This window comes from Lutibacter sp. (assembly GCF_041555395.1).
In the GTDB taxonomy this organism is placed as follows: Bacteria; Bacteroidota; Bacteroidia; order Flavobacteriales; family Flavobacteriaceae; genus Lutibacter.
This window is the reverse complement of record NZ_JBFFKM010000004.1, coordinates 49,797-63,112: the sequence shown is the minus strand read 5'-3', so window position 1 is coordinate 63,112 and position 13,316 is coordinate 49,797. Positions and strand designations below refer to the sequence as shown.

Genomic DNA, 13,316 nt, shown 5'->3' with positions numbered 1-13,316 from the left:
ATAAATTTATGCAGATTTAATTTATACCGAAAATGATAAAATCACCATGGAAATATTACGCGATTTTTTAGAATTTGAGTTATTCAGTATTGGAAAATATACCTTAAGGGCTTATACTTTAGTGACTATTTTAATTGTTTTTGCAGTTACTAAAGTCATTCTTTGGCTAATTAAAAAGGCATTGTTTCGTAAACATAAGATTAATAGCCTGGACTTAGGGAATACCTATGCGCTTTTTCAAATTATCAAATATGTTATTTGGGTAATTGCATTTGGACTTTTATTGGAAACCATTGGCATAAAGGTTACCGTATTAATTGCGGGGTCTGCCGCATTGCTCGTAGGTGTCGGCTTGGGATTGCAGCAAACATTTAATGATATTATTTCAGGCATCATTTTACTTTCTGAAAGATCCATAAAAATAGGAGACGTTTTGGAAATTGATAATGATGTTGTAAGAATTCAAGAAATTGGCTTAAGGACATCTTCCGGTTCAAACCGAGATGAAATTACCATCATCATTCCAAATTCACTAATCACTACCAATAAAGTTATCAATTGGAGCCATCAATCCAGAAAAACGCGTTTCAAAATAAATGTGGGCGTTGCTTATGGAAGCGATGTAGAACTGGTGATGAAAGTATTAATGGAAAGTGCTGTTGAACATCAGGATATCTATGATGAGAACTTGGTTGATATTCGTTTTTTGGATTTTGGAAACTCATCACTAAACTTTCAAATTTTGTTTTTCAGCGAAAATATTTTCAGAATAGAAAAGGTTAAAAGCGATATTAGAAAAATTATTAACAGAAAATTTATAGAAAATAACATCAGTATTCCATTTCCGCAAATGGATGTGCATATAAAAAAGGGTTAAAGTTGTAATTTCAACCTTTAAACAAATAAACAGTTTCACGATTGAACAATTTTTGTGATCTTCAGGCTATTTTTGTGCGCCTTGTCGTTATATTTTTAAAATAACAAATTTGGAATAATAAAAAATGAAATTTTTTTACGACTTTCCAACTTTCAACTTAAAAAAATGAACTATAATAAAATATTTGCAAAAATAAACAGGGAGCTAAATAAAACGGAATATTCTGGTAAAGTCGCTATTTATATTCCTGAGTTGGGCAATGTAGATCCAACTAAATTTGGCGTTCACTTAACTACCATAAATCATCAGCATTACTATTTTGGCGATTCTGAGGAAAAGTTTTCCATTCAAAGCATTGCCAAAGTTTTGTCATTGGTATTGGCCTATAAAAAGGAAGGTGAAAAATTATGGGAAAGGGTTGGTGTGGAACCTTCAGGGACTTCCTTTAATTCTCTTTTTCAGTTGGAATTTAATATGGGGATACCACGTAATCCGCTAATAAATTCAGGTGCGTTGGTAATTTCTGATATTTTGGTGAGCCATCTCAACAACCCAAAAAAGGATTTTATTGAGTTTGTTAGAAATGTTTCCGGGAATCCAAACATCGATTATTGTCCGCGAATTGCTGAATCGGAGAAATTAACAGGACATAGAAATGCAGCTTTAATTAATTTGATGAAATCCTTTGGAAACATTAAAAATGATATTGAGGTGGTGCTGGATTTTTATTTCTATTTATGTTCCATAGAAATGACCTGCAAAGAGCTTTCACAGACATATCTTTTTTTGGCGGCTTATGGCATGAATCCCTTTACAAATGAAAGAGTTATAAGCATTAGCAAATCGAAACGTGTAAACGCCATTATGCAAACATGCGGATTTTATGATGAGGCAGGTGAATTTTCATTTAAGGTTGGTTTGCCAGGAAAGAGCGGCGTTGGCGGAGGCATTGTGGCCATTCTTCCTGAAAAATATAGCATCGCCGTTTGGAGTCCGAGATTGAATGAAAAGGGAAATTCAAGCAAGGGAATAAAGTTTTTGGAATTGTTTACCACCGAAACCGAAATTTCCATATTTTAAATAAAGTAATCAAAAAAACAAATGGAAAATACTAAGCTGAGCGGAACAATCAGAAAAAATATACAAACAGGAAAAAAAGTAGAAATTGTGCAGAAGCACCATCAACGAAGTGGTGTATTAACTGAAGGCATTGTAAAAAGAATCTTGACCAATGCATTAACCCATCCTCATGGCATAAAAGTTCAGTTGGAAACCGAAGAAATAGGACGTGTTAAAAATGTTTTAATTTGAATAGAAATAAATAAGTATAAGCTATCAAGTGTTTTATAATGAAAAACAGCAGATCAAGTTTACAACTTAGTTCTTTCACTCTTTTTTAGAAAAATTATCAATCAGTTGAAACAATAATTTTCGGTCTAAAGGTTTCGTTAAATAGGCATCAAAACCAAGTTTTAAGGCCTTCTCTTTATCCGATTCCATGGCAAAAGCGGAAAGCGCTATAATTGGCAAGTTTGGTCTTAATTTTTTTATTTTTCTCATGGCTTCATTTCCATCCATGACCGGCATTTTTATATCCATTAATACCAACTGAATTTCAGGATTTATTTGAGCCAATTCCAATGCTTTTTTACCATTATTGGCTTCAATAATTTTGAAATTGGTGGTTGAGAACAACTCAGTGATATACATCAAATTGTATTCTTCGTCTTCTGCCACTAAAATGGTTATCTCTTTATTTTTCAAGGGAATCGTTGGTTTTTGAGTTAGGGTTCTCTTTGTCAGCATTTTCATTCATCATCTCTCAGGGGTTTATATGTTTTTATTCTTTGGGTTTAAGTCCGTAAAATACAATTTATTTTTAATATTATAATAATTTAAAATTTAGTAACTTATCTGGTTTTGTAAACCAAATCTAATTTTTAGGGAGTATAATTTTAAAACTTGAGCCTTTTTCTAAAATGCTTTTTGCTGAAATTTTTCCTTTATGGTGTTCTATAATTTTTTTTGCAATCGACAATCCCAACCCAACGCATTTTTGTTTGTCTACCGAATAGGTATTCACCACATAAAATTCTTCAAAAATATGTGGCAAATCTGTTTCAGAGATTCCAATTCCTTGGTCGGTGATGGTTGTCTCAATGGTATTTTTAAGTTCCGTAACGATAATGGTTATGGTTGAATTTTCGTTAGAATACCGTATTGCGTTGTTTAAAATGGCATGCAGCACCTGGGTAATTTCAGTCCAGTCGAGTGTTAAAAATATTTCATTTGATGGAATTATTAAATCCAGTTCAATATTTTTTTTGGAAGCGTCCAATTTAAATTCATTTAAAATCGCTGAGAACAATTCAATATAATTAATGTTTTGGCTTTTTAGGACAAAATTTGGCGCTTGCACTCTTGAATATTTTGAAATAGTATCAAGAAGAGCCAATGAAAATGTTGCGGAATTTTTTATAATTTGTAAATGTTTTTCTAATTTTTCAGTCGAATAACCTTCAAGATCTTCTAACATCATTTCAGAAAAAGAAAAGATGACACCAACGGGATTTTTTAAATTATGGGTTAATTTACCAAGAATTTTGGAAGTTGTTTCTTCGGCATCTTTAATTTCATTCGTTTTGCCTTTCAGCTTAAAACTAAGATCAATTATTTTTTCTTCTAATTCCTGAAGATATTTCTCTGAATTTCTACCTGATTCCGCCAAACCGATGTTATTTTACGTAAATATAATTTTAAAATAATTACCGTCAAATATTTATTTCAAATTTCATTATTGTAAACAATAAAATTGGTATTCTAAACGATTAATTCAAGCGATAATATGTGTAAAACGGGATATATTTATAAACAACTCAGTTTTTTCATTACTTTTACCTTCCATATGTTTAAAAAACAAAAAAATGTCTACAGCAAAAAAAGACTATAAAAGAATTACCACTAAAAGTGTGGTGGAAATGAAAAAAAATGGCGAAAAAATTGCCATGCTTACCGCTTATGATTATACAATGGCAAAAATTATTGACAATGCCGGGATTGATATTATTTTAGTAGGTGACTCTGCTTCTAATGTGATGGCCGGCCATGAAACAACTTTGCCCATTACGTTAGATCAAATGATTTATCATGCAAGTTCTGTGGTAAGGGCTATTCAAAGAAGTTTGGTAGTGGTTGATTTGCCGTTTGGAAGTTATCAGGGAAATTCCAGAAACGCTTTAGATTCCTCCATCCGAATTATGAAGGAATCTGGTGGCCATGCAGTGAAATTAGAAGGAGGAAGTGAAATTAGCGAATCTATAATCAGAATTTTAACAGCAGGAATTCCGGTGATGGGACATTTGGGATTAACACCGCAATCTATTTATAAATTTGGTACTTATACAGTTAGGGCGAAGGAAGAAGAAGAAGCTGAAAAATTAAAAGAAGATGCATTATTGTTGGAGAAATTGGGCTGTTTTGCCTTGGTTTTAGAAAAAGTTCCCGCAAAAATTGCCCAGGAAATTGCCGAAAGTATTTCTATTCCGGTTATTGGTATTGGCGCTGGAAATGGCGTAGATGGACAAGTATTGGTTACGCATGATATGTTGGGAATGACACACGAATTTCATCCTCGATTTTTGCGTCGTTATATGAATTTATATACCGAAATGACCACGGCATTTGAAAGTTATATTGCTGATGTAAAAAGCAGTGATTTCCCTAGTGAGGAGGAACAGTATTAGCGGTTGTATTTTAGTGTTTTGGATTGTTAGATTTCTGGATTGTTAATACTTTTGATTTATTGAATTTCAAAACAGCAACACAACAATATACTAAAATACCAATAATCCAGAAATCCAATATACCTTAAAATGAAAGTACTTCTTATAGATAGCAATCACTCAATACTTCAATCTGGTTTGGAAAAACTTGGCTGTGTTTGTGAGGAAGATTATACATCAACCAAACCACAAATTGAAGAAAAAATAAGCGGTTATCAAGGAATTGTTATCAGAAGCAGGTTTAATATCGACCAGCAATTTTTAGACAAAGCCTCAAACTTAAAATTTATTGCCCGGGTTGGAGCGGGATTGGAAAGTATTGATGTTGACTATGCCGAAAAAAAGGGAATTCAGTTAATTTCAGCTCCTGAAGGCAACAGTAATGCCGTTGGAGAACATGCGCTGGGAATGATTTTGGCTTTATTCAACAACCTAAAAAAGGCCGATCTCGAAATCAGACAGGGAAAATGGTTGAGAGAAGCCAATAGAGGAATAGAAATGGAAGGGAAAACAGTGGGCATTATTGGTTACGGTAATATGGGAAAAGCCTTTGCTAAAAAACTAAAGGGCTTTGATGTTGAAGTGATTTGTTACGACATAAAAGAAGGTGTTGGCGATGAAAATTGCAGACAAGTGACTCTGGAAGATTTACAGGAAAAAACGGATGTATTGAGTTTGCACACACCATTTAATAAGTTGTCTCACCATATGGTGAATAACCAGTTTATCACTAATTTTAAAAAGCCATTTTACCTCATAAATACTGCTCGCGGCTCTGCAGTGGTTACTGATGATTTGGTGGAGGCTCTCATCAGCAAAAAAATATTGGGCGCTTGTTTGGATGTTTTGGAGTATGAAAAATTGTCCTTCGAAAACTTATTTGAAAACGATTCTTTTCCGGAAGCATTTGATTATTTAATCCATGCAGAAAATGTGTTGCTTTCTCCTCATATTGCTGGCTGGACCGTGGAATCTAAAGTGAAACTGGCACAAACAATTGTTGATAAAGTTGATGCGTTATTTTTTTTGAAAGAAAAAACATCTGGTTTTTGATGATTGGGGTTCCACTTTTTGGTGGAAAGACAATAACGGAAATACGGCATGCACACAATGGAGTCCGTTTAAAAGGCACACCGTTTATTTTTCTCCTTCAACAAAATATTTTATGTTTAATTACAGGATTGCTAATTTAAGTGAATTTTTAAATGAATTAAAAGCAAAAGGTTTCCCTGTTATTGGGGAAATTGAAGAATATGACTACGGGAAATTTGAATGGATATTAGATCCTGAAGGAAATAAAATTGATCTTTGGGAACCAAAAGATGTTGCCTTTTTATCCTAAAAATTTTGTAATTTTATATTTATAAAAAATAAATCCATGGACGTTATAGACGAAAACGGGAATGTAATTCCAAAAAGCAGAGAAGAAAGTAAAAGAGTTTTAGCAGGTGTTTTAGGCATTCTGTTTGGCGCCTTAGGCATCCATAAATTTGTATTGGGCTACACAAATGAAGGTATCATTATACTCGCAATTACTTTGGTAACTTGTGGAATAGGCGCTGCGGTAACCGGTATTATAGGACTTGTTGAAGGAATTGTTTACCTCACCAAAACGGATGAAGAATTTATTTATATCTATCAAATCAATAAAAAGGCATGGTTTTAAAATTACTGGGAATTTTAAGAATTTTCATTTTCTTTAATTTCGATATCAAGACTTTTTTCCAGTTCGGCCTGAAGTTCTTCCATAACAGGTTTTACTGTACTTTCAGGGATATCAGCTATTCTAATATACATTAAACCGTCAATGGCATTGTTAAATTTCGGATCCACATTAAACGCGACCAATTTTGCATTTTGCTTCACATATTTTTTAATTAATACAGGAATACGCAATGAACCCGGCTCAATTTCATCAATTATTTTGTCAAATTTGTTCATATCGGCTTGGGTAGCATCAAAAACAAAATCTTTGTCGGCATCTTTTAATTTAACTTTATATTCTTTTTTAGGATGAATATACTGCGCCACATAAGGATCATAATAATGAGATTTCATAAACTCAATCATTAACGATTTTGAGAAATTCGAAAACCGATTACTGATACTTACACCGCCAATTAGATATTTGTATTCTGGATATCTCAAGGTAATATGAACAATTCCTTTCCAAAGTAAAAACAAAGGCATTGGTTTTTGTTGGTATTCCTTAATCACAAAGGCGCGCCCCATTTCAATCGAATTCTCCATCATGGAGTACAACTCAGATTCAAATTTGAACAGGGTATGCACATAGAAACCTTCAATTCCGTTTTTTTTAAAAATATTTTTTCCCAATCCCATTCGGTAAGCACCCGCCACTTTGTTGGCAACATTATCCCATAAAAACAAATGGTGGTAATAACTGTCAAAAGAATCTAAATCAAAAGATTCATTGGTGCCTTCGCCAACTTCTCTAAAAGTGATTTCACGCAAACGTCCAATTTCAAAAGTGATATTTGGAATTTGTTTACTCAAGGCAAAAAAAACTTCATAATTTTTACTTTTAAGCAAACGCCCATCTCTATTTCGCAAGGCTTCAACTTCTAAAATCATTTTGTCAATATTTCTTTGGCTCACAATTTTTTTTGGAGGTTTCGACATTTTTAAAGAATGGGCTTTTAATTTTATCGACTTTTTTTCAAAAGAGTTTGATAGCATATATGTTTTTTTACGAATAAAATCGCAAAAATCTTGAGGATCCGTATATTCCACTAAGTCTTTTACCTGAATTGGGTTTCCAATTCTAACTTTAATTACGCGACCTTTTTGCGACAATACTTCAGAAGGTAATTTGGCTGTACGCAACTTTGAATTTAGTTTCGATAATAAGTAAAAAAACCTACTGTTTTTGGCATGAAAATAAATAGGAATAATAGGAACCTGTGCTTTTTGAATAAATTTAATAGCACTTTCTTCCCATGGCTTGTCCACGATTACTCTTTCATCTTTATAAGTTGAAACTTCACCTGCAGGAAATATACCAAGAGGGTTCCCTTTTTTTAAATGTGACAACGCATTTTTTAAACCTGTGATACTCGATTTTGAATCTTTCCTGTCTTCAAAAGGATTTACAGGCATAATGAAGGGCTTCATAGGCTCTATCCGCTGAAGTAAGAAATTTGCTATTATTTTATAATCCGGACGGTTTTCAATCAATAATTTTAACAATAAGACACCGTCTATTCCCCCTAGCGGATGGTTGGAAACGGTAATAAAAGCCCCAGTTTTAGGAATTCGTCTTAAATCTTCTTCAGGAATTTCAAATTTAATTTCCAAATCATCAAGCAAGGCTGTAAAAAATTCCAAATCTTTTAAATGCTTGTGTTTGTTGTAAATTTTGTTAATGGTGGAAATCCGAAAAACTTTCATTAACGACCAACCAAAAAAGGTGCCTATAAATCCGTATTTATCAAGGTTTACTAATTTTGCAACTTCTTTAGCTGTTACTAAACTCATTTGGGTATAATTAAGGGAGGTACAAAAATAGGCAATTTTTTTTCATAAGATGACCTATATTTTCAGTTACGCGCAACATGATTTTGGCAATTGCACTCATTCTCATTGGCCTTGAACTGTCCAACTTATTTCATAACCAACTGAACCGTTCCTCTTGTTGCCTGTTTTAAAAAAACTTCTCCTTTTTGTTCAATTTCATCAATTGCTTTTTCAGTGGAATGCCTAATGGTAAATAACGACACATTTTCAACATAAGTTACCTTATATTTCGATTTTAGTTCTGTTAAAAAATAATGAAAATTGTTAAATTTATCTTCAATGCATACTGAAAAACTGATGGCGGAATTCTGAATTAAATTTACTTTCAGTTTATTGTCGTGTAAAATTTTAAAGATATCGCTGAGGTTGTATTCAACCATAAAAGAAAAATCCAATGCCGAAATTGAAACTAAAATTTGATCTTGTTTTAAAATGAAACAAGGCACTTCCGGAATCAAATCAATTCCTTTTCCAACGGTTGTGCCAATTAATTCCAGGTTATAAAATGAGCGAACATAGAGCGGAATATTTTTGTTTTCGAGCGGTTTTAATGTTTTTGGATGAATGACTGAAGCGCCGTAAAATGACATTTCGATAGCTTCGCTATAGGATATTTGATGCAGCAATTTTGCATTTTCAAAGTAACGTGGATCGGCATTTAACACGCCGTCAACGTCTTTCCAAATGGTTAAACTTTTGGCATTTAAACAATGCGCAAATATGGCAGCCGTATAATCTGAGCCTTCTCGACCCAATGTTGTGGTATTTCCTTGCGCATCTTCCCCCAAAAATCCTTGAGTAATGTGTAATTTATTGGGGTTTAATTTTGAAATATTTTTGTTTGTTTCTATCCAATTTACATAAGCATCTCGATAACTATCATCTGTTTTTAGGTAATTGCGTACATCAATCCACTGATTTTCAATACCAATTTCATTTAAATAGGCGCTAACAATTTTGGTTGAAAGCAATTCGCCGTATCCAACAATTTGGTCGTAAATAAAATTATAATCGGTTGATTTGTTGGTAGCTAAAAAACTATTTAATTCCCCCATTAAGTTCGTCACTTCAGTAAAAACAGCATGTGCTTTGTTGTCGAATAACGCATCAAGTATTGTTAAATGATAATTCCTGACGAATGAGATGTTTTGCTGTAAATCTTCGGTTTTAAAATGAAAGGAATTTATTATTTTTTCAAAATAATTGGTCATTTTACCCATGGCCGAAATTACAATAAGCGTATTTTCAAACCCTTCGTTTTTTAAAACGCGAACTACATTTTTTATACCTTCAGCATCTTTTACGGATGCACCTCCAAATTTGTAAATTTTCATGGTTTATAAAATTTCCAAATAGTTTTTTATGGCCTTATCATCCATTTGAACCGTTTGCCAATCATTTAAAACTTTCGCTCCTGTTTTTTTATAAAATGCAATTGCCGGCGTATTCCAATCTAGCACCACCCATTCTATTCTTTTTACGCCCAAATTATTGCCATATGCTATCACTTTTTTATATAAAGCGCTTCCAATATTCAAACCTCTTTTGCTTTTTTTGACAATTAAATCTTCCAAATGAATGGTTGGCCCTTTCCATGTTGAATATCTTGGGTAAAATAACGCCATTCCAACAATTTCTTTATCAATTTCAGCAACAAAGGTTTTAAACAAAGGATAATTTCCAAAACCGTCTTTTTCTAAATCAGCAACTGAAATTTCAACAGCTTCCGCCTCTTTTTCAAAATGGGCCAATTCTTTTATTAATTCTAATACCGATGGCATATCAGCTATTTTTCCTACCCTAATGCTAAAATTCATTTTAAATATTTATTTTAAATTGGTATTTGCTAAAGTAAAAAATCTTTATTCAAACTATCTCAAAACAAAAGTCTTTTTAAAAATAATTTTCTCGATATTTGTACAAAACAAACAACCACATACAATAATGAAAAACAATAATCTTACCTTAGGAGAGTTTATTATTGAAAATCAAAAGCATTACAAATCAACTTCTGGAGAATTTACGCGCTTGTTAAGTTCTATTAAATTAGCCGCAAAAGTTGTGAATTACAAAGTAAATAAAGCAGGATTGGTTGATATTTTGGGCGAAGCCGGCGATATGAATATTCAAGGCGAGAACCAACAAAAATTAGATGTATTTGCCAATGAAGTGTTTATGCAAACGCTTATCAACCGTGAAATTGTTTGTGGAATTGCCAGTGAAGAAGAAGATGATTATGTAACCGTAAAGGGAAAACACGAAACCAATGAAAATAAGTATATTGTATTGATGGATCCGTTGGACGGTTCTTCCAATATTGACGTAAATGTTTCTGTGGGAACTATTTTTTCAATCTACCGTCGTGTCACCCCTATTGGAACACCTGTTGAAAAAATAGATTTTTTGCAACGAGGAAATCAGCAGGTTGCTGCAGGGTATGTGGTTTATGGAACCTCAACAATGTTGGTTTATACCTCGGGACATGGCGTTAACGGATTTACTTTAAACCCGGCTATTGGTTCTTTCTATTTATCGCATCCTAATATGAGATTTCCGGATATTGGAAAAATTTATTCTATCAATGAAGGAAATTACGTACACTTTCCGCAGGGCGTAAAAGATTATTTAAAATATTGTCAGGAAGAAAAAGAAGACAGGCCATACACTTCCCGCTATATTGGCTCTTTGGTTTCCGATTTTCACAGAAATATGATTAAAGGCGGGATATATATTTATCCAACAAGTTCCATTGGACCAAAAGGAAAATTGCGCTTGTTATACGAATGCAACCCTATGGCATTTTTGGCTGAGCAATCCAATGGAAAAGCAAGTGATGGTTATATAAGAATTTTGGACATTAAACCAACTGAATTGCACCAACGTGTTCCCTTTTTCTGCGGGAGTATAAAAATGGTTGAAAAAGCCGAAGAATTTATGGCGAAATATCCTAAAGACGCGAAATATTAATTGAGTATTAAGAGTTTTTAACATTTCAACATTTAACTTTTCCGGTTTTCCGGTTTCTTGTCCATAACATTTTACAATACAACTATAAAAACATTCGATTTTTAAGATTTTTTAAAATGAAATAGGTTTGTTATCTTTGAGTATAATAAGTTTAATTAAAAACACAAGATTATGGCTTTTGAATTACCAAAATTACCGTACGCTTTTGACGCGTTAGAACCACATATTGATGCAAGAACCATGGAAATTCACCACGGAAAACATCATGCAGGATATACCAATAATTTAAACAATGCCGTTGCGGGAAATGCTTTAGAAGGAAAATCTATTGAAGCTGTTTTATCCGGGCTAGATATGACTAATACCGCAGTTAGAAATAATGGTGGCGGTTTTTACAATCACAGTCTTTTTTGGAAAGTAATGTCTCCAAACGGAGGCGGAAAACCAACAGGTGAGTTGGCTGCCGCTATTGATAGCGCTTTTGGCTCATTTGAAGCTTTTAAAGATGTTTTTTCTAAAGCTGCCGCTACTCGTTTTGGATCTGGATGGGCTTGGTTATGCGTTCACAAAGGTGGAAAAGTTGAGGTTTGCTCAACCGCAAATCAGGACAATTCTTTAATGCCGGGAATTGGCTGTGGCGGTTTTCCTATATTAGGATTGGATGTTTGGGAACATGCGTACTACTTGCATTACCAAAACAGACGACCAGATTATATTGAGCATTTTTACAATGTGATTAACTGGGATTATGTTTCGAAACTTTATGCAGAAAATAAATAATTTTTATTGCTGATTAACAACAAAAAAAGCGCGCCAATTGGCGCGCTTTTTTTATGCCGTTTGAAAGGTTAATCAAAAGTTAGCGGACCGTAATAATTCATTTGTCTTAAAATCCAGTTTTTTCGTCTTTCAATATAACCCGAAGAGTTAGTGGCTCTATATTTTCTGGGATTTGGTAAAATTGCTGCAATGGAAGCCGCTTCATAACTGGAAAGTTTCGCCGCCGGTTTTCTAAACCAATGTTGTGCCGCAGCTTCTGCGCCGTAAATGCCTTTACCCATTTCAATGCTGTTTAAATATACTTCTAAAATGCGTTCCTTACTCCAAAAAACCTCAATTAAAAACGTGAAATAAACCTCGAAACCTTTACGAATATAGCTTCTTTGTGGCCATAGGAATACATTTTTTGCTGTTTGCTGGGATATTGTACTTCCGCCTTTTATTCGTTTTCTGGTTTTATTTTTTTCATAAGCCTTTTCCATGGCCTCTATATCAAAGCCAAAATGTTCTATAAATTTTTGGTCTTCACTAACAATAACCGCTTTGCCCAAATATGGAGAAATTTTGTCTATGGAAACCCAATCATGCTCAAATGGCGCTTTTTCCCCTTTACTCCATTGTTCCACATTACGAATGAGCATTAAAGGCGTAAATGGAACCGGAACCCAGCGAAAAACAATCACCGAAAAAACAGAAAGCGCCATAAAAGCAATGGCGGCTTTAAAAATCCATTTAAAAAATTTCTTAAAAAAATGCTTCATTTATTTTTAATCTTGTAGTTGATACTCAATGGTTGAAACCGCCCTCGCAATTTTAATATAAGATGTATTTGGATCTAAATCAGTTATAGAAAAAACCCATTGATTTGCGCTTTTAATTTTACTGACTTTGGAATTGGAATCCCAGACGAATTTCTCAGCGACTTCTCCGGCGTTTTTTGTTGCCTCTTCTATCATACGGGTTTTTAGTTTGTTTAGTCCCGAAAAACTATACTGAATAGGTTTCCAGGTGTTTTTTGAACTGATTAAAATCCCTTTTGAAATAAGGTCCAAAGAATTTGTCAGTGCTTTTTGAAGCCTTTCAATATCAATGGTTCTTACTGCGAAATCTGAATTAGCGATGTGCCTAAATTCAAGATTTTGGTTGTTTGAGCCATAAAGAAAGGCTCTTGAGTCATTAATATTGGTAGTTCCTCTATTTAATTCTTTCTCTGTAAATCCTTGATTTAAAAAAAAGCTCATGATCTCTTTATTTTGCTTTTCTAAGCCATTTTTTTTCATTTTAAAAGTATATTTTATTATTGTTATAATCCATTTATATTTCGCGGTTGAAGTATTTCATTTCTAAAAATGCTATGTAGTTCATTCTATTTC

Annotated in this window: 15 protein-coding genes and 1 pseudogene; 9 read left to right on the top strand and 7 right to left on the bottom strand. The window is 33.4% G+C overall.

All coding sequences use genetic code 11. From position 1 onward, the window contains the following. Window positions 1–46: 46 nt before the first annotated feature. The 3 genes from ABY285_RS02015 to ABY285_RS02005 all read left to right on the top strand — a co-directional run bounded on the left by ABY285_RS02015 (window position 47) and on the right by ABY285_RS02005 (window position 2,188). The gene (locus ABY285_RS02015; protein ID WP_372766492.1) at window positions 47–877 is read left to right on the top strand and encodes a mechanosensitive ion channel family protein; all 831 of its coding nucleotides are present in this window, start codon (window positions 47–49) and stop codon (window positions 875–877) included. 165 nt (window positions 878–1,042) lie between these two features. Further along, window positions 1,043–1,957: a glutaminase gene (locus tag ABY285_RS02010; protein WP_372766490.1), complete on the top strand. Its 915-nt coding sequence runs from the start codon at window positions 1,043–1,045 to the stop codon at window positions 1,955–1,957. 21 nt (window positions 1,958–1,978) lie between these two features. Further along, window positions 1,979–2,188, top strand: coding sequence for a YwbE family protein (locus tag ABY285_RS02005; protein WP_372766488.1), 210 nt, complete (start codon window positions 1,979–1,981; stop codon window positions 2,186–2,188). Between the two features lie 75 nt (window positions 2,189–2,263). Here the strand turns inward: ABY285_RS02005 and ABY285_RS02000 are convergent, their stop codons facing one another. Together ABY285_RS02000 and ABY285_RS01995 are read right to left on the bottom strand one after the other, a co-directional pair. Further along, a complete protein-coding gene (locus ABY285_RS02000) occupies window positions 2,264–2,641 on the bottom strand; it encodes a response regulator (RefSeq protein WP_372766487.1) in 378 nt (125 codons plus the stop codon). Between the two features lie 169 nt (window positions 2,642–2,810). Next, on the bottom strand, window positions 2,811–3,605 hold the full coding sequence (locus tag ABY285_RS01995) for a sensor histidine kinase (protein ID WP_372766485.1): 795 nt from the start codon (window positions 3,603–3,605) through the stop codon (window positions 2,811–2,813). Between the two features lie 196 nt (window positions 3,606–3,801). Between ABY285_RS01995 and panB the strand changes: the two genes are divergently transcribed. The 4 genes and pseudogenes from panB (at window position 3,802) to ABY285_RS01975 (ending at window position 6,325) form a co-directional block, all read left to right on the top strand. Further along, on the top strand, window positions 3,802–4,620 hold the full coding sequence (gene panB, locus ABY285_RS01990) for a 3-methyl-2-oxobutanoate hydroxymethyltransferase (RefSeq protein ID WP_372766483.1): 819 nt from the start codon (window positions 3,802–3,804) through the stop codon (window positions 4,618–4,620). 129 nt (window positions 4,621–4,749) lie between these two features. Then, window positions 4,750–5,712 carry a 2-hydroxyacid dehydrogenase gene (locus ABY285_RS01985; RefSeq protein ID WP_372766481.1) on the top strand — a complete coding sequence of 321 codons (963 nt, stop codon included), beginning with the start codon at window positions 4,750–4,752 and terminating at the stop codon, window positions 5,710–5,712. After that, a pseudogene (locus ABY285_RS01980) lies at window positions 5,693–6,001 on the top strand (VOC family protein); the annotation flags it as partial. The gene ABY285_RS01985 and the pseudogene ABY285_RS01980, both read left to right, overlap by 20 nt. Window positions 6,002–6,037: 36 nt before the next feature. Continuing rightward, complete coding sequence (locus ABY285_RS01975; RefSeq protein WP_372766479.1) at window positions 6,038–6,325, top strand: TM2 domain-containing protein; 288 nt, start codon at window positions 6,038–6,040, stop codon at window positions 6,323–6,325. A gap of 14 nt (window positions 6,326–6,339) precedes the next feature. Here ABY285_RS01975 and ABY285_RS01970 read toward each other — a convergent pair whose 3' ends face one another. The 3 genes from ABY285_RS01970 to ABY285_RS01960 form a co-directional block, all read right to left on the bottom strand. Then, window positions 6,340–8,157: a GNAT family N-acyltransferase gene (locus ABY285_RS01970; protein ID WP_372766477.1), complete on the bottom strand. Its 1,818-nt coding sequence runs from the start codon at window positions 8,155–8,157 to the stop codon at window positions 6,340–6,342. Window positions 8,158–8,282: 125 nt separating this feature from the next. Then, complete coding sequence (locus tag ABY285_RS01965) at window positions 8,283–9,530, bottom strand: aspartate kinase (RefSeq protein ID WP_372766475.1); 1,248 nt, start codon at window positions 9,528–9,530, stop codon at window positions 8,283–8,285. 3 nt (window positions 9,531–9,533) lie between these two features. Beyond that, window positions 9,534–10,013, bottom strand: coding sequence for an N-acetyltransferase family protein (locus tag ABY285_RS01960; RefSeq protein ID WP_372766473.1), 480 nt, complete (start codon window positions 10,011–10,013; stop codon window positions 9,534–9,536). A gap of 127 nt (window positions 10,014–10,140) precedes the next feature. On the opposite strand from ABY285_RS01960, the gene fbp reads away from it, so the two are divergent. Together fbp and ABY285_RS01950 are read left to right on the top strand one after the other, a co-directional pair. Further along, the gene (fbp, locus tag ABY285_RS01955; RefSeq protein ID WP_372766471.1) at window positions 10,141–11,163 is read left to right on the top strand and encodes a class 1 fructose-bisphosphatase; all 1,023 of its coding nucleotides are present in this window, start codon (window positions 10,141–10,143) and stop codon (window positions 11,161–11,163) included. 171 nt (window positions 11,164–11,334) lie between these two features. Then, complete coding sequence (locus tag ABY285_RS01950; RefSeq protein ID WP_372766469.1) at window positions 11,335–11,943, top strand: superoxide dismutase; 609 nt, start codon at window positions 11,335–11,337, stop codon at window positions 11,941–11,943. A 68-nt stretch (window positions 11,944–12,011) separates the two neighbouring features. On the opposite strand, the gene mtgA is transcribed toward ABY285_RS01950, so the two are convergent. Together mtgA and ABY285_RS01940 are read right to left on the bottom strand one after the other, a co-directional pair. Beyond that, a complete protein-coding gene (gene mtgA / locus ABY285_RS01945; protein WP_372766467.1) occupies window positions 12,012–12,704 on the bottom strand; it encodes a monofunctional biosynthetic peptidoglycan transglycosylase in 693 nt (230 codons plus the stop codon). Window positions 12,705–12,710: 6 nt separating this feature from the next. Then, the gene (locus ABY285_RS01940; RefSeq protein ID WP_372766465.1) at window positions 12,711–13,184 is read right to left on the bottom strand and encodes a hypothetical protein; all 474 of its coding nucleotides are present in this window, start codon (window positions 13,182–13,184) and stop codon (window positions 12,711–12,713) included. Window positions 13,185–13,316: the final 132 nt, after the last annotated feature.

Bases quoted from the DNA above. Each gene is read 5' to 3' on its own strand.
- ABY285_RS02015 (WP_372766492.1), top strand. From the start codon at position 47: ATGGAAATATTACGCGATTTTTTAGAATTTGAGTTATTCAGTATTGGA.
- ABY285_RS02010 (WP_372766490.1), top strand. From the start codon at position 1,043: ATGAACTATAATAAAATATTTGCAAAAATAAACAGGGAGCTAAATAAA.
- ABY285_RS02005 (WP_372766488.1), top strand. From the start codon at position 1,979: ATGGAAAATACTAAGCTGAGCGGAACAATCAGAAAAAATATACAAACA.
- panB (WP_372766483.1), top strand. From the start codon at position 3,802: ATGTCTACAGCAAAAAAAGACTATAAAAGAATTACCACTAAAAGTGTG.
- ABY285_RS01985 (WP_372766481.1), top strand. From the start codon at position 4,750: ATGAAAGTACTTCTTATAGATAGCAATCACTCAATACTTCAATCTGGT.
- ABY285_RS01975 (WP_372766479.1), top strand. From the start codon at position 6,038: ATGGACGTTATAGACGAAAACGGGAATGTAATTCCAAAAAGCAGAGAA.
- ABY285_RS01970 (WP_372766477.1), bottom strand. From the start codon at position 8,157: ATGAGTTTAGTAACAGCTAAAGAAGTTGCAAAATTAGTAAACCTTGAT.
- ABY285_RS01965 (WP_372766475.1), bottom strand. From the start codon at position 9,530: ATGAAAATTTACAAATTTGGAGGTGCATCCGTAAAAGATGCTGAAGGT.
- ABY285_RS01960 (WP_372766473.1), bottom strand. From the start codon at position 10,013: ATGAATTTTAGCATTAGGGTAGGAAAAATAGCTGATATGCCATCGGTA.
- fbp (WP_372766471.1), top strand. From the start codon at position 10,141: ATGAAAAACAATAATCTTACCTTAGGAGAGTTTATTATTGAAAATCAA.
- ABY285_RS01950 (WP_372766469.1), top strand. From the start codon at position 11,335: ATGGCTTTTGAATTACCAAAATTACCGTACGCTTTTGACGCGTTAGAA.
- mtgA (WP_372766467.1), bottom strand. From the start codon at position 12,704: ATGAAGCATTTTTTTAAGAAATTTTTTAAATGGATTTTTAAAGCCGCC.
- ABY285_RS01940 (WP_372766465.1), bottom strand. From the start codon at position 13,184: ATGAGCTTTTTTTTAAATCAAGGATTTACAGAGAAAGAATTAAATAGA.